Origin of the sequence: Phytomonospora sp. NPDC050363 (genome assembly GCF_040655735.1) — a bacterium.
Lineage (GTDB): Bacteria > Actinomycetota > Actinomycetes > Mycobacteriales > Micromonosporaceae > Phytomonospora.
On sequence record NZ_JBFAKK010000006.1, the window covers coordinates 390375 to 410737 of the forward strand.

General features: G+C 70.9%; 22 protein-coding genes and 1 riboswitch. Of the genes, 12 read left to right on the forward strand and 10 right to left on the reverse strand.

Annotation, left to right across the window (positions count from 1 at the left end; all coding sequences use genetic code 11):
- Positions 1–18: 18 nt before the first annotated feature.
- The 4 genes from AB0I28_RS19070 to AB0I28_RS19085 all read right to left on the reverse strand — a co-directional run bounded on the left by AB0I28_RS19070 (position 19) and on the right by AB0I28_RS19085 (position 3040).
- Positions 19–780 carry a dienelactone hydrolase family protein gene (locus AB0I28_RS19070; protein WP_357494917.1) on the reverse strand — a complete coding sequence of 254 codons (762 nt, stop codon included), beginning with the start codon at positions 778–780 and terminating at the stop codon, positions 19–21.
- Positions 781–900: 120 nt separating this feature from the next.
- A complete protein-coding gene (locus AB0I28_RS19075) occupies positions 901–1506 on the reverse strand; it encodes a DUF305 domain-containing protein (protein ID WP_357494919.1) in 606 nt (201 codons plus the stop codon).
- 67 nt (positions 1507–1573) lie between these two features.
- Entirely contained in the window at positions 1574–1942 is a 369-nt protein-coding gene (locus AB0I28_RS19080; RefSeq protein ID WP_357494921.1) for a hypothetical protein, read from the reverse strand.
- Positions 1943–2038: 96 nt separating this feature from the next.
- On the reverse strand, positions 2039–3040 hold the full coding sequence (locus AB0I28_RS19085) for a hypothetical protein (protein ID WP_357494923.1): 1002 nt from the start codon (positions 3038–3040) through the stop codon (positions 2039–2041).
- Positions 3041–3047: 7 nt separating this feature from the next.
- Positions 3048–3194, reverse strand: a riboswitch (cyclic di-AMP (ydaO/yuaA leader).
- A 189-nt stretch (positions 3195–3383) separates the two neighbouring features.
- Between AB0I28_RS19085 and AB0I28_RS19090 the strand changes: the two genes are divergently transcribed.
- Together AB0I28_RS19090 and AB0I28_RS19095 are read left to right on the forward strand one after the other, a co-directional pair.
- Complete coding sequence (locus AB0I28_RS19090) at positions 3384–4496, forward strand: MBL fold metallo-hydrolase (RefSeq protein ID WP_357494925.1); 1113 nt, start codon at positions 3384–3386, stop codon at positions 4494–4496.
- 19 nt (positions 4497–4515) lie between these two features.
- A complete protein-coding gene (locus AB0I28_RS19095; RefSeq protein WP_357494927.1) occupies positions 4516–5376 on the forward strand; it encodes a DNA-formamidopyrimidine glycosylase family protein in 861 nt (286 codons plus the stop codon).
- Here AB0I28_RS19095 and AB0I28_RS19100 read toward each other — a convergent pair.
- Complete coding sequence (locus tag AB0I28_RS19100; RefSeq protein WP_357494929.1) at positions 5369–6046, reverse strand: hypothetical protein; 678 nt, start codon at positions 6044–6046, stop codon at positions 5369–5371. The two genes, AB0I28_RS19095 and AB0I28_RS19100, sit on opposite strands and share 8 nt — an antisense overlap.
- 109 nt (positions 6047–6155) lie before the next feature.
- Between AB0I28_RS19100 and AB0I28_RS19105 the strand changes: the two genes are divergently transcribed.
- The 7 genes from AB0I28_RS19105 (at position 6156) to AB0I28_RS19135 (ending at position 10970) form a co-directional block, all read left to right on the forward strand.
- A complete protein-coding gene (locus tag AB0I28_RS19105; protein WP_357494931.1) occupies positions 6156–6803 on the forward strand; it encodes a flavin reductase family protein in 648 nt (215 codons plus the stop codon).
- Between the two features lie 165 nt (positions 6804–6968).
- Positions 6969–8222, forward strand: a complete 1254-nt coding sequence (locus tag AB0I28_RS19110) for a hypothetical protein (protein ID WP_357494933.1) — start codon at positions 6969–6971, stop codon at positions 8220–8222.
- 8 nt (positions 8223–8230) lie between these two features.
- Positions 8231–8842 (forward strand): hypothetical protein, encoded by a 612-nt coding sequence (locus tag AB0I28_RS19115; RefSeq protein ID WP_357494935.1) that lies wholly within the window; start codon positions 8231–8233, stop codon positions 8840–8842.
- Positions 8843–8990: 148 nt separating this feature from the next.
- Positions 8991–9293, forward strand: a complete 303-nt coding sequence (locus AB0I28_RS19120; protein WP_357494937.1) for a hypothetical protein — start codon at positions 8991–8993, stop codon at positions 9291–9293.
- 2 nt (positions 9294–9295) lie between these two features.
- Positions 9296–10264, forward strand: a complete 969-nt coding sequence (locus AB0I28_RS19125) for a hypothetical protein (RefSeq protein WP_357494939.1) — start codon at positions 9296–9298, stop codon at positions 10262–10264.
- Positions 10265–10393: 129 nt separating this feature from the next.
- A complete protein-coding gene (locus AB0I28_RS19130) occupies positions 10394–10651 on the forward strand; it encodes a Smr/MutS family protein (RefSeq protein ID WP_357494941.1) in 258 nt (85 codons plus the stop codon).
- 106 nt (positions 10652–10757) lie between these two features.
- Positions 10758–10970, forward strand: a complete 213-nt coding sequence (locus AB0I28_RS19135) for a hypothetical protein (protein WP_357494943.1) — start codon at positions 10758–10760, stop codon at positions 10968–10970.
- A 32-nt stretch (positions 10971–11002) separates the two neighbouring features.
- Here the strand turns inward: AB0I28_RS19135 and AB0I28_RS19140 are convergent, their stop codons facing one another.
- Together AB0I28_RS19140 and AB0I28_RS19145 are read right to left on the reverse strand one after the other, a co-directional pair.
- The gene (locus tag AB0I28_RS19140) at positions 11003–13723 is read right to left on the reverse strand and encodes a BTAD domain-containing putative transcriptional regulator (protein WP_357494944.1); all 2721 of its coding nucleotides are present in this window, start codon (positions 13721–13723) and stop codon (positions 11003–11005) included.
- Positions 13724–14055: 332 nt separating this feature from the next.
- Entirely contained in the window at positions 14056–14451 is a 396-nt protein-coding gene (locus tag AB0I28_RS19145; protein ID WP_357494946.1) for a low affinity iron permease family protein, read from the reverse strand.
- A 215-nt stretch (positions 14452–14666) separates the two neighbouring features.
- Between AB0I28_RS19145 and AB0I28_RS19150 the strand changes: the two genes are divergently transcribed.
- Entirely contained in the window at positions 14667–15635 is a 969-nt protein-coding gene (locus AB0I28_RS19150; RefSeq protein WP_357494948.1) for a glycosyltransferase, read from the forward strand.
- 67 nt (positions 15636–15702) lie between these two features.
- Positions 15703–17049, forward strand: coding sequence for an aldehyde dehydrogenase family protein (locus AB0I28_RS19155; protein ID WP_357494950.1), 1347 nt, complete (start codon positions 15703–15705; stop codon positions 17047–17049).
- Positions 17050–17106: 57 nt separating this feature from the next.
- On the opposite strand, the gene AB0I28_RS19160 is transcribed toward AB0I28_RS19155, so the two are convergent.
- The 3 genes from AB0I28_RS19160 to AB0I28_RS19170 form a co-directional block, all read right to left on the reverse strand.
- Entirely contained in the window at positions 17107–17442 is a 336-nt protein-coding gene (locus tag AB0I28_RS19160) for a plasmid stabilization protein (RefSeq protein WP_357494951.1), read from the reverse strand.
- A 104-nt stretch (positions 17443–17546) separates the two neighbouring features.
- Positions 17547–18179, reverse strand: a complete 633-nt coding sequence (locus tag AB0I28_RS19165; protein WP_357494953.1) for a DUF6875 domain-containing protein — start codon at positions 18177–18179, stop codon at positions 17547–17549.
- Positions 18176–19540 carry an aminotransferase class V-fold PLP-dependent enzyme gene (locus AB0I28_RS19170; protein ID WP_357494955.1) on the reverse strand — a complete coding sequence of 455 codons (1365 nt, stop codon included), beginning with the start codon at positions 19538–19540 and terminating at the stop codon, positions 18176–18178. Before AB0I28_RS19170 ends, AB0I28_RS19165 begins: the two co-directional genes overlap by 4 nt.
- Positions 19541–19715: 175 nt before the next feature.
- Between AB0I28_RS19170 and AB0I28_RS19175 the strand changes: the two genes are divergently transcribed.
- Complete coding sequence (locus AB0I28_RS19175; RefSeq protein WP_357494957.1) at positions 19716–20240, forward strand: EF-hand domain-containing protein; 525 nt, start codon at positions 19716–19718, stop codon at positions 20238–20240.
- The last annotated feature ends 123 nt before the right edge of the window (positions 20241–20363 follow it).

A 20363-nucleotide genomic window follows, 5' to 3' on the forward strand; every position in this document is an offset into this window, starting at 1 on the left:
CCGCGGCCGGTGGGCCCTTCAGGCCAGGTGCCGCTCGATGAACGCGTGCCAGAGGTCCGGTGCGTGCTCCGGAGTGCGGCCGTGGCGTCCTGCGAAGGCGTGCAGTTCTTTGGCGGGGTTCGGGAAGGCGTCGAACAGTTCCAGCTGGCCGGTGCGCGGGAAGAGCTCGTCGTCCCACTGCAGGTGGAAGAGCACCGGAGCGGCGATACCGGAGGCGTCGTCCAAGGCGCGGACCGGAGCTCGCAGGCCGGGGTCGAGCCCGGCTGCCGACCGCGTGCCGAACTTCCCGAACACCGCGCACTTCAGATCCGGTGCGAGCGCGGCCGCGGCGGCCAGGCCCAGTCGAGTGCCCATGGACAGTCCGAAGTAGGCCTGGCGCGTCCGGTCGGCGATCCCTGCGTCGACCAGGAGGTCGCGCGTGGCGACCCACTCCTCGGCGACGCGGTCCAGCACCCGGCCGATGCCCTCGGCGACGATCCGCGCCTGGTACTCCGCCGGCGTGAGTGAAGACGGCACCCGATCCCCGTGGTAGGGCCCGTCGATCGCGGCGGCCGCAAAGCCGGCCTGTGCGAACCGCTCCGCCATCGACGAGACGCGGTCACTGTGCCGGTGCCCGCTGCCGCCGTGGCCGAGCAGGACTAGCGGAACCGGCCCCGGCCGCGCGACGGGGGTCCAGACGGTGCCGGGGACCCGGGGACCCGCCCGGTGGATCACGAACGAGCGCTGCTCGGAAGGCTTCGACGTCCGCCGGCGAACGCCCCACTCCGTGCGATGCCTCATCGCGCCATCCAAGCACCGGACCACTTCGAAGGGGAACACCCGGTGGCAACCGCTGCGTCGAACCGCTCCGACCCGTGGGGCCCGGCGGAACTCCGGCGGGCCCCACGGTCATCGGCCGCGCTACAGGCGGGCGAGGATCGCGCGCATCTGCTCGATCTCGGCGGTCTGCGCGGTGGCGATGGTCCCGGCCAGTGCGACGGCGTCGGGGTTCTGCCCCTTGGCCCTCTCCTCCTCGGCCATCGTGATCGCGCCCTCGTGGTGGGCGATCATCAGCTCCGAGAAGGCCCTGTCGAAGGCGGTGCCCGAAGCCGCGGCGAGGTTCTCCATGTCCTCGGCGGACAGGATCCCCGGCATGGAGCCGTGTCCGGTCGGGGCTTCGAGCGGCTGCCCCCAGGCGGTGAGCCAGCCGGTGAGGGTGGCGATCTCGGGGTCCTGCGCGCCCTTGATGGCCGCGGCGAGCGCCTTGACCTCGGGGTCCTGGGCGCGGGTCTCGGCGAGGACGGCCATCTCCACGGCCTGGCGGTGGTGCGGGATCATCATCTGGGCGAACATGACGTCGGCGCTGTTGAAGGCGGCCGAGGTGCTCGGGGCGGGCTCCTCGTGACCGCCGCCGTGGTCCATCCCCTCCATGCCGTCGCTCTTGGCGCCGCAGGCGGCCAGTGCGAGGACGGCGATCGCGGCGCTCGCCGTCATGAGGGCACGACGGAGCGTGATGAGGCGGTTCATGTCGTTTCTCCTGTTCGGTGTTCGGATCGAGGCGTGACTCGTGGCCGCGTGCGGCCCGGTCGCCGGCCTATATGCGAAGCACCGTCAGTTCGGCGATGACCAGCCCCCGGGGGATGAGACGGGGTGGTCCGTGTCCGGCGGCGGCCGGGGTGCGGCGTCGCCGGGCGGCGAGGTCGGCGCGCCGGACGCGGACGGCGAGCAGTGCCACCACCAGGACGGCGGCGGTGAGCACGGCGAGGCACATTTCGACGGAGACGGCGGGGCTGGGGGCGGGCGCGGCGAGCGTCGGCGAAGCGCCGGTCGGCTCGGCCGGCTCGTGGACGACGTGATCGGCGCCGCCGTGCGCGACAGGGGCATGCCCGCCGCCGTGGTGGCCGATGGTGTGCATCCAGCCGAGTCCGAGAACGACGGCGATCAGGAGGAGCAGTCTCGGCACCGTCGTCACCCCTCTCACAGCACCTGGAGCCATACCCCTAGCGGGTATGGCTCCAGACTATACCCCCCACGCGTATATGTCGCGGGGAGGGAGGGGTCAGATCATCGAGAGGTGGACGTGGTTGGTGTGCGCCGAGGCCGGATCGCCGCCGCCGCTGTAGGGCCCCCAGCCGAAGCCGCGCTCCCAGATCTGGCGGTACCAGATCACGTACTTCACGCCCAGACGGTCGGCGTGCTTGACGAACCACCCGGCAAGGCTGTCGCCGTACTCCTTGTCGCCACCGCCGGCGTCCTCCGACTTGAAACCGCCCGGGGCGGCCGAGAAGTCGCAGGCCTTCCCCAGCGGATGGTCACCGCCACCACCTCCCCGGAAGCACGAGACGTAGCGCTGGAACCCGGCGATGGTGGCCTGGTCGCGCGCGTGCTTCAGCCGAGGGCTGATGCAGGAGTCGGTCGTGGAGTCGTTGACCGAGCAGCCTTCGTCCGGGTAGGACCCGTCGGGGTTGCGCGGCGCCGGGTCGGGCACGCGCGCGTTGTCGGTCGACGGACCCTGCGCGTTGTTGCCGCCGCTGCCGGCCAGTTGGTCGGCGGCGGCGTTGCGCGCGTCCTCCATCTTGCCGAGGGCCTTGGTCTGGTTCTCGATCTCCTCCTTGAGGAGCTCCTCCTCGGCGGCCAGCTCCTCGCGCGTCTCGACGAGCCGGTTGACCGTCTTGGCGCTCTCGTCGCCGAGGTAGTTGACGATCATGGCCCGGTCGATGGCCAGATCGAGTGACTCGGCACCGAGGACGGCCGTCACCGAGCTGAGGTTGCCGCCCGCATAGGCGGCCGCGGCGATCTGCTCGACCTGCGCGCTCAGCTCGGTCACCTTGGTCTTGTTCTTCTTGATCTGCTTCTCGACGGTCTTCTCGCGCTTCTCGGCGGCCTTGAGCTCTTCCTCGGCCTCGATGTAGTCCGAGATCGCCTTTTCCAGGGTGGAGTCGAGATCGCCCTCGTCGGGGTCGGCCAGCGCCGTGCCGGGGATCGCGGTCGAAAGAAGCACCAGCGCCACGGCGAACAGCGTCAACGGCAGCCACCGGCGCCGGACGGACAGTGGGGTCACGTGTAGTCCTTCTACTCGGCACCGCCTACCGGGTTAGCTGACGGGTTCGGGCCGAAGGTCGCCCTACCGCTCGCGCGGATTCACCCCGGTTCCCCGTGGGACGAGGAGGTGGTTCCCCGGTTCGCCCCGGGAGGCGATTCGGCGGCGGCCACCGTCGACGCCCTGCGTGGCGTCGGGTCGCCGGCGGCCTGGCAGCCACCGTACCGGAAGCGCACCGCCGTCTACTAGGCGAGTTCGTAGAGGTCACGGTGACGCAACGTGCGATCGGCGCGATCCTCAGCCCGGTCTCAGCGAAGTCAATAAGGTTTGAACAACCGTTCCCGACTACGAAGGCGAGCCGCCCATGGCGAGCACCCGACGCACCGCCCGGATCATCGCGCTGGCGGCCGCCGCCGCAGCGGCAGGTGCCGCGGCATGGCGATTCCGCGACATTCCCGCCGCCCTCGGCCGGCGGCCGAGCGGCGAACGCCTCGCGCGCATCGAGTCGTCACCGCAGTTCCGCGACGGCGCCTTCCACAACGCCGGCGGGCTCGGCGCGGCCACGATCACCGGCATCCGCTCGGTCATCCGCGACCGCCGCGCCAACAAGGCCCCGACGAAGCCGCTGCTGCCGGTGCCGCTCGCGACGCCCGATCCCGCTCCGGGGCCAGGCGCGCACGTCACCTGGTACGGGCACGCCTCGGCGCTCGTCGACCTCGACGGCACCCGCGTCCTGCTCGACCCCGTCTGGGGCGACCGCTGCTCCCCCAGCCTGGTGACCGGGCCACGCCGCCTCCACCCCTCGCCGGCCGCGCTCGAAGACCTCCCGCACATCGACGCCGTGCTCATCTCCCACGACCATTACGACCACCTCGACATGCCCACGATCAAGGCGATCGCGCGCGACCGGACCGCGCCCTTCCTGGTCCCGCTGGGCATCGGCGCGCACCTGGAGAGCTGGGGCGTGCCGGCCGAGCGGATCGTCGAGATGGACTGGGACGACGCGCACGCCGTCGGCGACGTGACACTGACGCTCACCGCCGCGCAGCATTTCTCCGGGCGCGGACTCAAGCGCAACACGAGCCTGTGGGGCTCCTGGGTGATCGCCGGACCCCGCCACCGGGTGTTCTACACCGGCGACTCCGGCTACTTCGACGGCTACCGGGCGATCGGCGCCGCTCACGGCCCCTTCGACGCCACCCTCGTCCAGATCGGCGCCTACAGCCCGGCCTGGCCGGACATCCACATGACGCCCGAGGACGCCGCCCGGGCCCACCTCGACCTCAACGGCGGGCTGCTCATCCCCGTCCACTGGTGCACTTTCGACCTCGCGTTCCACGCGTGGGGCGAGCCCGTCGACCGCCTGTGGCGCGAGGCGAAGGCACGCGGGATCTCCCTCACGGTGCCCCGGCCGGGCCAGACCGTCGACGTGGCGAACGCGCCCGAACCTGACGGATGGTGGCAGGGGCTGGCCTGATCGGTGCCAGACTGGACGCATGCCGGAGCTGCCCGAGGTCGAGGCGCTCGCGCGGTTCCTCGCCGCGCGCACGCGCGGGTATGAGGTCGTGCGGGTCGACGTCGCGTCGATCTCGGTGCTCAAGACCTACGACCCGCCGCCCACGGCACTGCACGGGCGCACTGTCGAGGCCGTCGGCAGGCACGGGAAGTTCCTCGACCTCGACCTGGGAGGAGCGCACCTGATCGTCCACCTGGCCCGGGCCGGCTGGCTGCACTGGCGCGACAAGCTCCCACCCCGGCCACTGGGGCCGGGCAAGGGGCCGGTCGCGCTGCGCGTCGTGCTGGAGGACGGTTCGGGCTTCGACCTGACCGAGCAGGGCACGAAGAAGCGCCTGGCGGTCTACATAGTCGACGACCCCGCCAAGGTGCCCGGCATCGCCGCGCTCGGTCCCGACCCCCTCGCCGAGGGCTTCACCGTCGAGAGGTTCGCCGCCCTGCTGAAAGGAAAGCGCACGCAGATCAAGGGCCTCCTGCGCGACCAGAAGGTCATCGCCGGGATCGGCAACGCCTACTCCGACGAGATCCTGCACGTGGCGAAGATGTCGCCGTTCAAGACCGCGAACACGCTCACCGAGAACGACGTGCGAAACCTCTACGACGCCATGGTCGGCACGCTGCGCGAGGCGACCGCCGACGCCGGTGACCTCGCCGCGGGCGACCTCAAGGCGCACAAGAAGGAGACGATGCGGGTCCACGGGCGCACCGGGCAGCCCTGTCCGGTCTGCGGCGACACGATCCGCGAGGTCTCCTTCGCCGACTCCTCGCTCCAGTACTGCCCGACCTGCCAGACGGGCGGGAAACCGCTCGCCGACCGCCGGATGTCGAAACTGCTCAAGTGATCGCGGCGACCAGCCCGGCGACGTGGCCGGCGACCACGCGTGGACGGGTGAACACCGCGAGGTGGTCGGCGTCCTCCCGCACGACCGGCCAGGACGAGGCCTCCGCCGCCGCGGCCTGCTCCTCGTACCCATCGCTCAGCCGCAGGTAGGCGCCCGGGAAGGGCGCGTCGTGCTCCGGCGCGGTCTCGCCGAAGTAGGACAGCGGCAAGCGGGGCAACTCGGCCAGGAAGTCGGCGCGCGGGCCCGCGTCGGGCAGCAGCCCGTCGACCGCGCCCGGCGGGAACCACTCGTTCCACGGCGGCAGCAGGCCGTCCTCGGCCAACTCCCGCAGATGCGCGCCCAGCTCGGATGGCGCGGTGTCGAACCAGGTACGGCCGGGGTGCGGGAGCAGCGCGTCGACGTAGACGGCACCGGTCACCCTCCCCTCCGCCGCGGCCGCGATCGCCGGGACCAGCGCGCCCGCGCCGCTGTGCACCACGAGCACCGCGCCGTCGGGCGTCTCACCGGCGACCGCGCGGGCGAACGCGGCGTGCAGCGGCGGCCCGTCGGCGAGCCCGCCGAGAGGCGAGGCGATGACGACGCCGAATCCCCGCGCCGCGAGCGATTCCCCGGCCGGCCGCCACGCCGACGGCCCCACGAGAGGGCTGTGCACGAGCACGAGAGTCCGCATCGCACCACGCTAACCCTTCGAGCGCGACGTCCGATCGCCGCCAGCCGGAGACCTCGCCCGGTGCCAGAGTCGAACACCGAACCCCTTGATCACTATCGAAGGACACGCAGTGCACAGGACAGTCGACCTCAAGGTCCACTACTACGGAACGCCCGTCGTGCTGCTGAGCACCCGCAACCCCGACGGCACCGCCAACCTCGCGCCGATGTCCTCGGCGTGGTGGCTCGGGCAGACGGCGGTACTGGGGCTGGGCAACAGCGGCCACACCACCGCCAACCTCCTGCGCGAACGCGAGGTCGTCGTCAACCTCGTGCCCTCGACCCTCGCCGACGCCGTCGACCGCCTGGCGATGACCACCGGCTCCGAGCACGTCCCGGCCGGCAAGGCGGCCAAGGGATACCGCTTCGAGCCCGACAAGTTCGGCGTCGCCGGACTCACCCCGCAAGAGTCCGGACTGATCGCTCCCCCGCGCGTCGCCGAGTGCCCGATCCAGCTGGAGTGCGTGCTCCAGCAGGCGCACACGATCGGCGTGCCCGAGCCGAGCTGCACGACCTTCGTGGTCGACGTGGTGCGCGCGCACGTCGCCGAGGAACTGATCATCCCCGGCACCGAGTACGTCGACCCGGTCGGCTGGGACCCGCTGATCATGAAGTTCTGCGAGTTCTTCGGCGGCGGCCGGAACCTGCGCCCGTCGGCGCTCGCCGAGGGATGGAACATGCCGCACGAGCGCTCCGTGCCGGCACCCGCGAAGGTCTGACCGAGCCGCGCCGTCCGTCAACTGAGGACGGACGGCGCTCGCCGCCTCGGGTGTTTGCGCCACGGGACTAGTCTCACGGCACAATCCATTCGCGACCGGTCCGGCCGACCCCAGCGGCTCCGACCGCACGACCGGCTCACCCCCGCGCGGCCAAGGAGTAGACCGGTGACAGATCACGGTTCGGACATCAGCAGCTACCCCACTGTGGACACGCCCGGCACCGGCGAGTCGATCGCCAAGGGAACGCCGGTCGCCAAGGGGACCTACAACCTGGCCGAGGACATCATCGCCGCCATCAACGGCGACGACCGGCTCAAGTCGGCCGCCGCCATCCCGATGGACATCAAGATGCTGGCCATGGAGGGCCTGCTGGCCATGCGCGACCCGATCTACGCGCTGGCCAACGCGGGCCTGAGCATCGTCATCGAACTCGTCCAGCCATTCGAGGACGTCATCGAGATGGTCTCGGGCGACCCCGACGAGATGGGCCGCCAGCAGGAAGTGTGGGGCCAGGTCGGCTCGGCGCTCGAAGCGCTCAGCGGCGAGACCTCCAGCGCGGTCGGCAACGGCCTCAAGGGCTGGTCGGGACAGGACGCCGCGCTGGCCAACGACCAGCTCAGCGCGCTCGGCGCCGCCATCCTCGCCGCCTCCCACGAGGCGCACAGCGTGAAAACCCTCCTCGGCTGGGCCAAGGCGCTCGCCGAGGCGATCTTCATGGTGATCAAGTCGATCCTCGCCGAGCTGGTGTCCTGGCTGATCACCCGCGGCCTGATGGCGCTGGCCAACAGCACGTGGTCCTTCGGCGCCTCGGTGGCCGCGTTCATCCTGACCGCCTCGGTGAAGTCCTTCCAGATGTTCAACCGGGTCATGAACAAGTTCATGCAGGCCAGCAAGATCTTCAAGGCGATCGCCGGCCCGATGATGAAGTTCCTCGGCAAGAGCTCCTTTCGCGGCCTCACCGAGTACAAGCTGTGGAAGGCCGTGCTGACCAAGGCCGGCATCGGCCTCCTCGGCGGCCTGGGCACCGCGACGTCGACGGCGAAGGACTCGGTCATGGGCGGTCCGTCGGGCACGCCCTCACTGCCGGGCGGCGGTGGCGGCGGCGGCGCGATCACCGTCGACCTCGACGAGTTCGAGGGCATGGCCGCGGCCCTCGAAGGCCTGTCGAAGAACGCGTCGGGAATCAGCGACATCGCACAGCAGACGGCCGGGGCCGAACTCGTCTGGGGACTTCCGGGTACCTTCGGGTTCGAGAGTGCCTACAACGAGTCCTGCCAGGGACTCGTGGAGGCCATCGGCGAGATCGAAGGCGCCTACAACGGGAACGCGATGCGGTTGCGCTCCTGCGGTGAGGCGTACAAGTCGACCGAGGAGGCCAACGCGGCCAACCTCAACAAGTACCTCACGAAGTTCGCCTAGGGAGCAGCATGGCGCACCGCCCGTTCGACGTCGCCCGGGACGCCAGGTGGGTGCTGCAGAAGCAGTGGCTGGGACCCTCGGAGGGCCTTGAGGCCTACGCCGGTGTCGCGCGCCGGCGGTGCTACGTCGAGGTTCCGGGTCTCGGCGACGACGGACGCCGGCCCGCGCCGTGGATCGTGCGCGGGCTGAAGGCGGTGCTGCGCGGTCTGGGGATCGTGTTCATGCTGGCGATCCTCGGGGGCGGCGACCCGCCGTCGCGGCTGCGCCGCAACGCCCGGGTGATCGTGTGGGGCGAGCGCGCCGACTGCGAGGCCGTGCGCTTCGCCGCGCCGGGCCCCGTCGGGACGGGAATCTGGGCGCTCACCGAGCTGCGGCTGGCCTTCCTTGAGGCGAAACCGCTGCCGGCCGTCGACCTCGCCGACCCGAACTCCTCGGGTTACCTCAAGCCGCAGCCGGTCGACCTGAGACCGCTCGCGGAGGCGCCGGCCACGGCATTCCGGTACGAGGGGGTCGTGGAGCGCCCGGTGCGCAAGGGCGTGCCGGTCCGGTTCCACCGGGCGCGTTTCGCCGACGGTTCCGGGGTTGACATCCGCATCCTGTCGGGGGCGATGGAACAGTGACCACGGGTGAGTTTCCGACCGCATGATGGTGAACGGTGGCGTTGAGTCGCCGTCGTCCCTTTCTTTGATCTCTGTGTCCCTCTAGGGTGTTTCGCAAGTTGGAACCCCCTCAGGCGGGAGCCGTCCCGCCTGGACGAGAGGACCGTCCATGGACATTGATCCCACCCGGGTACGGCAGATCGGCGGGAAGATCCGCCAGGTCGGAGAGGACGCACAGGCGTTCCTCGGCCGGATGTCGGGTCCGGCGGCCGCGCTGAAGGGCTTCGCGGGTCTCGGTACGATCGCGACCCTCCGGCAGGTCAACACCAGGCTGACCCGGCGGACGTCGGACCTGGCCACGGCGTCGAAGCAGCACGGCGGGAACGTCATCACCGCCGCCGACAACCACGTGGCCAACGACGCCGCCCAGAAGAGCGCCATCGACCAGCTCACGCCGGCCCTGGGACGCTGATCATGGTCGAGTACAAGCACCTTCGCGACATGACCTTCGAGCCGCTGACCGAGTACGCCGACGCCGCTCGCAAGATGGCGACCGAGCTGGAGAGCTTCAGCACCGAGACTCAGCGGCAGAAGGTCGCGCTGGCCTCGGCCTGGCAGGGCGAGGACGCCACGGCCGCCGACACCGCCATCGGGCGGCACGCCACCGAGTACCAGGACACCTCCGGCCAGTACGGGCGCGTCGACGCGATCGTCACCAACCTGGTCGAGCAGCTCCGGTGGGCCAAGCAGAGCCTCGACACGGCGATCGGGGCCGTCCCCAACGTCCCCGCCCGCATCAACGACGCAGGCAGGGTCCGTGTCAACTACGCCGCACTCGGTTCCAACCCGGCACCGGCCGCCGTCAGGGCGGCCGAATCGCGTGCGCGTCAGGTCCAGGAGTACGTCAACCAGGCCGTCCAGCACGCCACCGAGTCCGACGAGAAGGCCAAGACCCAGCTCGCCGAGGTCAGGCCCGAGCCGGTGACCGTCCCGCGCGGCGCTCGGACACCTGTCGGCGACCTGAACATGGCGCAGATGGCCAACGCCGAGGCGATCATCAAGGTCGGCGAGAGCATGGGCATCAGCGAGCGCGGACAGGCGATCGCGCTGGCCACGGCGATGCAGGAGAGCACCCTTCGCAATCTGGCGAACACCACCATGCCCGACTCGCTGACGGTGCCCAACGAGGGGACCGGCAAGGACCACGACTCGGTGGGGCTGTTCCAGCAGCGGCCCAGTCAGGGCTGGGGGACGATCCGGGAGTGCATGGACCCCGACCACGCGTCGACGGCGTTCTACAACGAACTCAAGCGCGTGAAGAACTGGGAGAACCTCGACCTGACCGTGGCCGCCCAGAAGGTGCAGCGCTCGGCCTATCCCGACGCCTACGCCAAGTGGGAGGACCTGGCCTACCAGGTGCTGCGCTCGCCGCGGGCGCAGTAGGTGGAACGTGGCGGCGGTCCGGGGGCGGACCGCCGCCACCGCTGCGGGGTTTGCGGGGGCGCCGGTCCATGCTGCGCAGGCTGACTTCACCGTCTGCGCCTACGCCCACCCCGATGAGATCATGGGGGCATGGCCAAGCTCGTGCTCGACCTCCACGACATCTACAACAAGGGCACCCAGATCGACCGGGCCCTTCGCGACATCATCGACGAGGCGATAAGCAAGAAGATCACGACCGTAGAGATCATCCCGGGCAAGGGGTCGGGCGCGCTCAAGAAAAAGGTCCTGCGCTTCTTGGACCAAAAAGAGATCAAGGCCCTGTATCACCGCATCGACAAGGACTCTCGGAATTTCGGACGCCTGTTCGTCTACTTCAAGTTCAAGTAGGCGAGCCCTGGCGAGTCCCGCTCGGTCCGTCACCTGCGATGACGCCGGATCGTCGCCGTTTTGAAGCCGCTCGGCCGAACAATCGCGGGATACCGAAGGGAGAACCATGCGCCACATGCATGCGATCGCCGACCGTCTGCTCGCCGCCTTCGTCCCGGGTGGGCGTGCTGAGGCCGCCTGCGTTCCACAGACCTGGCGGGAGCAGAAGTACGTCACCTGCCCCGGCGGCCTGCGGAGCTGTACCCGTACCTGCTCCACGTTGAGCAACTGCGTCACGAGTTGCACCACCTGGGTCTGCGGCGGGTGTAACCAGTCCTGACCCCTCGACCCGGGGGCCGTCCGGTCCCCGGGTCAGGACAGGCCCTTCAAGGCGATCTCCACATCGCGCGCCTCGGAGCGGCCCAGAGCGGCGAAGATCGTCGCGGACTCCTCCCAAGCGGCGCGCGCGCCGGCCGTGCGGCCGAGCTGAGCGTGCATCTCACCGAGATCACGGAGAGTCACGGCCAGTGAGTAACTGACGTCCTGGCCCCGGTAGCACTCGGCCGCCTCGGCGTAGTACCGCGCGGCCTCCTGCAGGTCGCCGCGCCGGCGGTGCACCAGGCCGAGACTGTGCAATGTGGACGCTTCGCCGAGTCGGTTGCCCAGCACGCGGTTGACGGCCAGCGCCTCGCCGCAGCTCAGCGCGGCGGCGTCCAGGTCGCCCAGGTTGGCCTGGAACCAGCCGACCTGGTTCAGGGCCCGCGCTTCCAGGTGCGCGCGCCCGCGCACGCGCGCCAGCCCGCTCTCGGCGTGCCTCAGCGCCGACTCGTGATCCCCCAGCAGGTCGTAGACCTGGGCCGCGTGCTGATCGACAGTGCCGCGCGCATCGGGACCGGCGCCCTCGACCAGGTTCAGCGCCGCGGAGATCTCCCGGCGGGCCGCGATCTCGTTCTCCAGCATCGCGTGCAGGCGGGCGAGCCGGGCGTGGATGACGGCGTCGCGGACGGGATCGGGCCGGTCGCCGACCGCGCCGACGGCGGCCAGGTGCGCGGCCACGGCATCGTCCCAGCGGCCTCGCAGCGACTGGTACGGCAGCAGGGTCCAGGCCAGATCACGTGCGTGGCCGGGGAACCCGGAGGCCCCGGCGTGCACGGTGGCGGCTTGGAGGTTGTCATATTCGGTGGCGAACCAGGCGAGTGCCTCTTCCCGGCCGGTCATGGCCGCGACGTCGGCGGTCACCGGTTCGCGGTTCGGGTCCAGAGCGCGGGAGGCCGCGTCGGCCCACCGCAGATAGTGGTCGAGGAGGCGCCCGAGGGCGGCCCGGCGCTCCGAGTCGGTGTCCTCGGCGCGAGACCGTTCGGCGGCGTAGACGCGCAACAGGTCGTGGTGGCGGTAGCGGCCACCGTCGTCGGCGAGCAGTGCGGCGGCGGTGAGTTCCCGCAGCAGCGGATGTGCCTCTGACTCCGCGACGCCCGCCAGGTTCGCGGCGGCGACGGCGTTGACATCGGTCCCGGACAGTGTCCCCAGCAGCCGGAACAGGCGCGCCGCCGCTGGGCTGAGGGGATGGTAGGACCAGGAGAACACCGAGCGGACGTCGCCGGGGAGGTCGTTGTCGGCGAAGCCGTCGAGCCCGGGGCCGCTTTCGAGTTCACTGGCCATCGACGCCATCGGAAGGCGGGGACGCAAGGCTGCTCGCGCGGCCGCGACGGCCAGCGCGAGCGGCAGTCGTGCGCAATGACCGATGACGCGAGTGGTCGCCTCGGGCTCGGCGCGCACGCGCCCGGTGCCCAGTCGCCTTTCGAGGAAGCTTCTAGCCTCGCCGGCGGAGAGCACGTCGAGGACCACCGGGCGCGCACCGTTGACGGCGATCAGTCCGGTGAGCCGTTCCCGGCTGGTCACGACGGTCAGGCACCGCGCCGAACCGGGAAGCAGTCGGCGCACCTGCTCGGCTTCACGCGCGTTGTCTAGCACGACGAGGACGCTGCGATCGGCGAGGAGGCTGCGGTAGAGGGCGAATCGGGCGTCCTCGGCCACCGGCGCGTCGCGCAGCCGGACCCCGAGGGCTTCGAGAAACCCGCCGACCACCTCGGCGGCGCGGCGGGGCCGGCCGGATGGCGCGTGACCGCGCAGGTCGGCGTAGAGCTGGCCGTCCGGGAACCGCGCGGCCACCTGGTGTCCCCAGTGGACGGCAAGGGTGGTCTTGCCGACACCGGGCGGTCCGGTGATCGTGAGCAACGGCATTGCCGCCGACGTCGACAGGTGGGGATCGAGGAGGCCGAGTGCGTCACGGCGGCCGGTGAAACCGGCCAGGTCGGGTGGCAGCTGGCGCGGCACGACGTCCGGCGCCCGGTGCCGCGCGGGCACCCCAGGGTCCTGTCCTGCGAGGAGGGCCGCGTGGATCGCGCGGAGTTCGCCGCCGGGGTCGGCGCCGAGCTCCTCGGCGAGGTGGCGCCGGACCGTTTCGTACCTCTCCAGCGCCTCCGCGTGGCGACCGCAGCGGCGCAGGACGTCGAGCAGCCGTGCCCACAGTGACTCGCGTGAAGGGTGCAGGGCCGTCAGTTCCAGGAGTTCGGCGACGCACTCGGCCGGGTCCCCGTCGCGGATGTCGAGATCGACGCGCCGCTCGACGGCCGCCAGTCGCCGCTCGATCAGCGCCGCCCCGTAGACCTCGTGCAGCCGCGCCGGGTCAAGTCCTTCGAAGGGCACGCCGCGCCACAGGCCGGCGGCCTCGGCCAGGTTCTCGCGCTCGCGCCCCGGATCGCCGGCGCCGACCAGCGCGGTGAACCGCAGCGCGTCGACGTCCACGAGGGCTGCGTCGAGGATGTAGCCCGCGGGGTGGCTGATGATCGTCGCGGCCCCGATCGCCCGCCGCAGCCGTGCGATGTAGGTCTGCACGGTCCGCCGCGGACGAAGGCCCGGGTCATCGCCGTCCCAGAGCATCACGATCAGATGGTCGACGGGCACCGGCCGTCCCGCCGACATCGCCAGTGCCGCAAGGACCACCCGCAACCGGTTCGACAGTTCGATCGACCGGCCTTCGACGCGCACTTCCCAGGGACCCAGCATCCGGATCTGGATCAAAACGACAGACACCTCCGCGCACGCTCGCGCGCACTGATCCTGCGCGAGGACGCGATCGGGCGGGATCGCACCACAGTAGACCCCACAAGGTTAACCGCCTCCGACACCGCCGACCGAGGTCACACCAGGGACGGGTGGCCCACGTCCGTCTCCGACTCCGACAGTGCCGGGGAGTCGGCCCGCGCTCAGCGGGTCTCCTGGCTCCGGGCGTACCGCGCACCAGGGCACGGCCTATTCCGGCGGCCGGCTCAGCCGCGCAGCGGATGCAGGTCGAGACACCGGCGTTCGATGATCCGTCCCTGCCGATCGCGACGGAATCGAGCACCCGGCCGCCGGTCGCGCTCTCACGCGCTCTCACGATCTTCGAGTCCGACCGCCGCCCTGGCCTCCTTGATGTCCCTGTTGAGTTCCTCCGACCCGTGCTGGTCGGCCATCGCCGCGAGGATCTTCGCGATGGCGTTCAGCTTGTCCTGGGTGGCGGCGTCGGCGCGGGTCTGGGTGTTCTGCAGGAGCGCGACCATGAGGAAGGTGACGATCGTGGTGGTCGTGTTGATGATGAGCTGCCAGGTGTCGATATCGCTGATAAGCAGGATCGACGGCGCCCACAGCAGCACGATCAGCACACAGAAGGCGAAGAACCAGGGCTGCGAGAACAACGTGGAGGCCTGAGCGGCGAAGCGGTCGAAGAAGCTCACCTTCGACGACACGTCACTCGGCATGTGCGGCGTGGTCGAGGACATGTCCTCCCCCAGTCTCTGCGGGCTCTGGTGCCCAGGGCTTACCCCTCCCCGGACAGGCGAAACCCCCGCCGTCGTTCTTCGTGGCGGCTGGGGCGCATGCCGTGGCGATCATGCGGGTAGACGGCAGAAAGGGGCAACCGGCGACCCGCATCGCGGCACGTCAGCCGCGCCTTCGACACCAGGGGTACCGGACACCGAAGAATCGAGGCGGACTCGTGCGTTTCACCCGTTCGACCAGCCTGGACATCCTGCTCTGGCACGTGCACGGATCATGGACGACGTCCTTCGTCCAAGGCCGTCATCGATACCTTCTGCCGACCTTGCCCGACTCGTCGGCGTGGGGCCGCGGTCGCGGCGGCCGCGACTGGCCCGACAGCGCCCGCGAGGTCGCCGCCGCCGACCTCGCCGCCACCGAGGTCGACCTCGTCGTCCTGCAGCGTCCCGAGGAGCTGGAACTCGCGCAGCGGTGGCTCGCAAGAGCCGTCCCCGGCGAGGTCCCGGCGGTCTACGTCGAGCACCACGCACCGCACGAGCACGCGGCCACCACCGTCCACCACTTGGCCGCGCGCCACGACATTCCGGTCGTGCACGTCACGCACTTCAACGAACTGATGTGGGACAGCGGGTACGCGCCGACCGTGGTGATCCCCCACGGCATAGTCGACCCCGGTCACCTGTACTCGGGCGAACTCCCCCGGGCCGGCGCGCTGATCAACGAGGCGAACCGCCGCCGGCGGGTCACCGGAACGGACCTTCTGGAGGGCTTCGCGTCCGTGGCCCCCGTCGACGTGTTCGGGATCGACGCCGAGAACATCGACATCCCCGGCGTCACCGGAGTCGGCGACCTGCGGACACCCGAACTGCATCAGCAGCTCGCCCAGCGCCGCGCCTACGTTCACACCGCGCGCTGGACCTCTCTCGGGCTGTCCCTGCTGGAGGCGATGCAGCTGGGCATGCCGGTGGTGGCACCCGCGACGACCGAGGCCATCGCGGCGGTCGCGCCCGGCACGGGCGTGATCTCCACCGACATCGCCGTCCTCCAGCGCGCGCTGCGCGACTTCGCCGATGACCCCGACCTCGCCGCCGACCGCGGCAAGAACGCTCGCGAACACGCCCTCACCAACTTCGGGCTCCCCGCGTTCCTCGACACCTGGGACACCCTGTGCGGCGAACTGACCCGATGAGAACGGAGCCGACCATGCACATCGCGATGACCTGCGAACAACCCCGGCCCATGGCGGGAGCGTCGCTGTGAGCACCATCGAGATCCGCGACCCCGCCACCGGCGCGCACGTCGGCAGACTGGAGGGCGCCGGCCCCGGGGAGGTCGCCGCGACCGTCGCCCGGGCCCACGCGGCCACCACCGGCTGGTCGGCGACACCGGCCAACCAGCGGGCGAAAGCGCTGCGGGCGGCCGCCCGCGCGGTCGGCGACAGCGCCGGCGAACTCGCCGCGCTGAACAGGGCCGAGACCGGCCGTCCGCTCGACGAGGCCCGAGAAGGGATCCTGGCCGGCGCGGCGACGCTGGAGCAGTACGCCGAGCTGGGCGCCCTGCACCGGGGCCGCAGCCTGCTCGGCGACACCGAGGCGGTGGACATGATGGTCCCCGAGCCGCGTGGCGTGGTCGCCGTCCTGACACCGTGGAACGATCCGGTGGCGATCGCCTGCGGCCTCCTCGGCGCCGCGCTCGTCACCGGCAACGTCGTGGTGCACAAGCCGAGCGAACGCTCCCCGCACACCGGAGCACTCCTGACCGGCCTCATCGCCGAGGCCCATCCGGACGGCGTCGTCAACGCGCTGACCGGCGCCGCGTCCACCGGTGCGATGCTCGCCTCCTCCGAAGGCGTCGACCTCGTCGCCCACGTCGGTTCGAGCCGGACGGGACGCGCCATCGCGACCGAGGCCGCGCGCACCGGCGCCGCCGTCCTCCTCGAAAACGGCGGCAACGACCCGCTGCTCGTCGACGAGGATGTGGATCCCGCGTGGGCGGCGGCCCAGGCGGCTTTGGGCGCCTTCGCCAACTCGGGACAGATCTGCACCTCCGTCGAGCGCGTGTACGTCCACGCGGCGATCGCCGGGGAGTTCCTTGCCGCGCTGACCGCCGAGGCCGAGAACCGCGTCCTCGCGCCCCTGGTCGACGTCGCCCATCGAGAGATGGTGCACGAGCAGGTCGCCCAGGCGCTGGCGGCCGGCGCGACCGCGCTGACCGGGGCGGCGATCCCGCCCGGCGCCGGCGCCCACTACCCCGCGACGGTTCTGGCCGGCTGCGACGGGGGCATGCGGATCATGACCGAGGAGACCTTCGGGCCCATCGCTCCCGTCCAGGTCGTCGCCGGTTTCGACGAGGGCCTCGAAGCCGCGCGATCGGGCGACTACGGCTTGGCCGCGACCGTGCTCACCCGCTCCATGTCGCACGCGCAACGGGCATGGCGGGAGCTGCCGGTCGGGACGGTGAAGGTGAACGCGGTGTTCGGCGGCGCACCGGGCGGGTCGGCCCATCCGCGCCGGATGAGCGGGCAGGGCTACGGATACGGCCCCGAACTGCTCGACGAGATGACCAGGACGAAGGTCGTGCACGTGCGGCCTCCGGGACCCTGAGCCCGAACGGCCGCTCCTTGGACCTCGGCCCTGCCGTCCACGATGTCGCGGGCGAGGTCAGCCGGCCGCGGGTTCGCCGAGCGCCGCCGCCAACTCGGCCTTGTTCATCTTCGATCGGCCCTCGATGCCACGTCGCTTCGCCTCGGCGTACAGCTGGTCGCGGGTGCGTCCCCCGGGTCCGGAATGGGAGTGCTGTCCGCCCCTTCGAGACGAGGAGATGTCCTTGGTCGAGGACCTGCTCGCGGTCTTGCTCTGCCCCTTGCGTGCGCGCTCCTTGTTGACCGTCGCCGCCGCGATCTGCTCGGCCCGGGCCTTCGACCTGCCCGAACGCTTCTCGGCGGCCTTGATGTGCTTGTACTTGCGCTCCTGCTCGTCGGTCCACTCCTTGGGCATGGTCCTCACCTTCCTGCCGCGGGCTTCGACGGATTCTTCCTTGCGATACCCCCCCATTTGCCACCCCAACCGCCCGAATCGGCGGCGAACATTCCAAGCTGTCCTCAGCCGGGCCGCGCCCCGGTGAGGCGGCCGACGAGCTGGAGCCTCACCCTGGCCGGGAGTTGGCCGGTGAACCGTTCGAGGTAAGAGCGCAGGTGTCCGGGCTCGGTCAGAAAAGGCAGATCGACGTCCCGCATCTGCCGGATCGCCAACAGCGGCACCGGTGCCCGCAGCGCCTTGAAACCGCGGTTCCAGAGGCCGGGGCTGTCGCAAACGGGATGGAACTGCCCGATCATGAGACCGCCGGTCACGTACTCGTCCTTGAGACCGGCCTGGACGCGGTCCAGGCCGGCCGGGTCGGTGGGATCGACACCGGGAAGGACCACCAGGTACGACAACAGCTCCCGGTCGGACTCGCCCAGGCCCGCGGCGTGGCGAAGATACACACCCCGGATCGCCGACAGCAGCCGCGCGATCGCGTCCGCGGTCGTGGCCGCCGGGGCGGCGGTGAAGCGGAGCAGGTCACGGCGCAATGCCGGCGCGGTGTACGGGCACACCGGCCCGCTGCGGCCGAGCCGTGGATGAACCGCCGTCAGGTACTCCGCGCTCCAGCGCAGGATCGAGCGGAGCGCGGGGAGAACGGCCGGTGGAGGCACGCCGGCGGTGATCTCAGCGGGCGACCACAAGGGGTTCATCTCCCGGCGAGTTCTTCGACGCGGTGGTGGAGGCGGTCGAGGTAGGTCTCGAACTCGGGTTTGAGCAGGACGCTGCGCAGGATCCGCGCATGCTCGCCGTCGCGGGCAACGCCCGGGCGCCGGGCGGCGAAGGCCTCCCCGTCGGTGCGCAGAAGACTCAGGAACACCGGGTCGGTCTCGTCCGCGCGAGCTTCGGCGCACAGCCGCGCCGAGCGCGCGTCGACGCCGGCGAGGCTCTCCGGCTCAGTGCGCGGGAAGAAGGTGACGATGTCCAGCTCGGGCCGCTGGTAGAGGTCGAGAACCGGGGACGCCTCGATGAGATCCGACCAGCGAAGCGCCGCGCGGCGGCCGACCGCCAGTATCGCGCCGAGCCCGTCACGGGTCAGTGGGAGGACCTTCAGGGTGAGCCAGAGAGCGGCGGCGGCCGCTCCGGCTCGCGAGCATTCGAGGCTCACCTCGCCCAGATGCAGCGCCGCCTCCGTGAAGTACGTGAACGGCGAGTCGTGCCGGTAGTGGCGGGCGACGGACGGATCACCGAAGAGCACCGCCCCGCAACCGTAGGGCTGGAGCCCGTGCTTGTGCGGATCGACGACGACCGAGTCGCAGTCGGCGATCGCCCGCCACGGCTCGGGTGCCAGCGCCTCGCCACCGGCGCCGCCGGCGAGGAGGGTGAAGAACCCTCCATAGGCGGCGTCGACGTGCAGCCGCACTCCGTACTTCTCCTTCAGCGCGAGGGCCTCGTGGACGGGGTCGACCGCGCCGAGACCCGTGGTTCCCGCCGTCAGCACGACCGTGCCGATCCGGCCGCCGCGCACCAGTTTCTCCAGGGCGCCCATGTCCATCCGGCCGTGTGCGTCAACGGCCACCGAGTGCCCGCGGATCCCGAGGACCCGGCACATCCGCGCGTGGCTGAAGTGCCCGTCTGCGCTGAAGGCGATCTCCTTGCCCGGATGCGACTCGCGGGCGACGTACAGGGCCTCCAGGTTGGCGATCGTGCCGCCGCCCGTCAGGTGGCCCAGATGCGCGCCGAAGCCGAACATGCCCGCCAGCTCGGCGATCACCTCGATCTCCATGTCCGTCGTGGCCGGCCCGCCCTCACGGGCATGGTTGTTCGGGTTGGCCAGCATCGCCGTCAGGTACCCGACCACGGCCGCCGGATGCGGTGGCTTCACCATCTGCCCGGCGTAGCGGGGATGGAAGAACGGGTTGCCGCCGTCCATGCGTTTGACGAACTCGCCGTACGCGGCGCCGAAGGTCTCGTCGTCGATCTCGCCGGCCGGATGCGCCGTGTACGGCCCGAATCCGGCGCGCCACGCCCCATGCGCCTCAAGTGCCCGCAGCAGCCATCCCTGTAGATCCATCCCGATCATTATCAGCGCTCTCGCCCTGATTTCCGCCGTTTCGGCCCGACCCGGCGAAGAGATGCCGGATAGCGGCGAAAACCCATGCCCCACCGGCGGTTTTGCTAGCTTCGGGTCGGCGGGGGCAGCTCCGCCGGGCCACAAGCCCGCAAACACGAAAAACGGGGGAAACAGCGTGACGACCGCAGTTCTGGACCGCAAGTACCAAAAGCTCTTCACCAACTACGACAGCGACGGCGACGGGTTCATCGCCCGCGCCGAACTCGAGGAGTCGAGCAGCCGCCTCAGCCGTGAGCTGGGCGAGGAGGGCTCGCCCAAGGCCCGCCGCCACGTCGCGGCGACCACCCGCTACTGGGACCTCATCGCCCAGCAGATCGGCACGCCCGAACGCATCCGGGCCGACCAGTGGGTCAGCGCAGCGCGCCAGATCGCCCGCACGCCGGAGTTCGCCCGCGTCATCACCGAACTCATCGACGCCACCCACGATCTGTGCGACGCCGACGGCGACGGCGAGATCAGCCTGGAGGAGTTCCGCGCGGCCCACCGCGCCTCGGGCGCCTCCGACGCCGACGCCGCCAAGGCCTTCAAGCGCATGGACACCAACGGCGACGGCAGGATCTCGCGCAGCGAGACCGCCAAGGCCGCGCACGAGTACTTCACCAGCGAGGACCCGAAGGCGGCCGGGAACTCGTTCTTCTAGGCCGTACGGAACGCCGAAGCGGACGGGCCCGGTGCCGGGCTCGTCCGCTTCGGCGCGGGTCGGCCTCACTCGGCGGGCTGCCGGCAGTCGTCGAGCGGACATCGGGATCGGCGATGCGGGGGA

Bases quoted from the DNA above. Each gene is read 5' to 3' on its own strand.
- AB0I28_RS19090 (WP_357494925.1), top strand. From the start codon at position 3,384: ATGGCGAGCACCCGACGCACCGCCCGGATCATCGCGCTGGCGGCCGCC.
- AB0I28_RS19115 (WP_357494935.1), top strand. From the start codon at position 8,231: ATGGCGCACCGCCCGTTCGACGTCGCCCGGGACGCCAGGTGGGTGCTG.
- AB0I28_RS19145 (WP_357494946.1), bottom strand. From the start codon at position 14,451: ATGTCCTCGACCACGCCGCACATGCCGAGTGACGTGTCGTCGAAGGTG.
- AB0I28_RS19100 (WP_357494929.1), bottom strand. From the start codon at position 6,046: ATGCGGACTCTCGTGCTCGTGCACAGCCCTCTCGTGGGGCCGTCGGCG.
- AB0I28_RS19160 (WP_357494951.1), bottom strand. From the start codon at position 17,442: ATGCCCAAGGAGTGGACCGACGAGCAGGAGCGCAAGTACAAGCACATC.
- AB0I28_RS19130 (WP_357494941.1), top strand. From the start codon at position 10,394: ATGGCCAAGCTCGTGCTCGACCTCCACGACATCTACAACAAGGGCACC.
- AB0I28_RS19075 (WP_357494919.1), bottom strand. From the start codon at position 1,506: ATGAACCGCCTCATCACGCTCCGTCGTGCCCTCATGACGGCGAGCGCC.
- AB0I28_RS19095 (WP_357494927.1), top strand. From the start codon at position 4,516: ATGCCGGAGCTGCCCGAGGTCGAGGCGCTCGCGCGGTTCCTCGCCGCG.
- AB0I28_RS19125 (WP_357494939.1), top strand. From the start codon at position 9,296: ATGGTCGAGTACAAGCACCTTCGCGACATGACCTTCGAGCCGCTGACC.
- AB0I28_RS19070 (WP_357494917.1), bottom strand. From the start codon at position 780: ATGAGGCATCGCACGGAGTGGGGCGTTCGCCGGCGGACGTCGAAGCCT.
- AB0I28_RS19165 (WP_357494953.1), bottom strand. From the start codon at position 18,179: ATGAACCCCTTGTGGTCGCCCGCTGAGATCACCGCCGGCGTGCCTCCA.
- AB0I28_RS19135 (WP_357494943.1), top strand. From the start codon at position 10,758: ATGCGCCACATGCATGCGATCGCCGACCGTCTGCTCGCCGCCTTCGTC.
- AB0I28_RS19120 (WP_357494937.1), top strand. From the start codon at position 8,991: ATGGACATTGATCCCACCCGGGTACGGCAGATCGGCGGGAAGATCCGC.
- AB0I28_RS19170 (WP_357494955.1), bottom strand. From the start codon at position 19,540: ATGGATCTACAGGGATGGCTGCTGCGGGCACTTGAGGCGCATGGGGCG.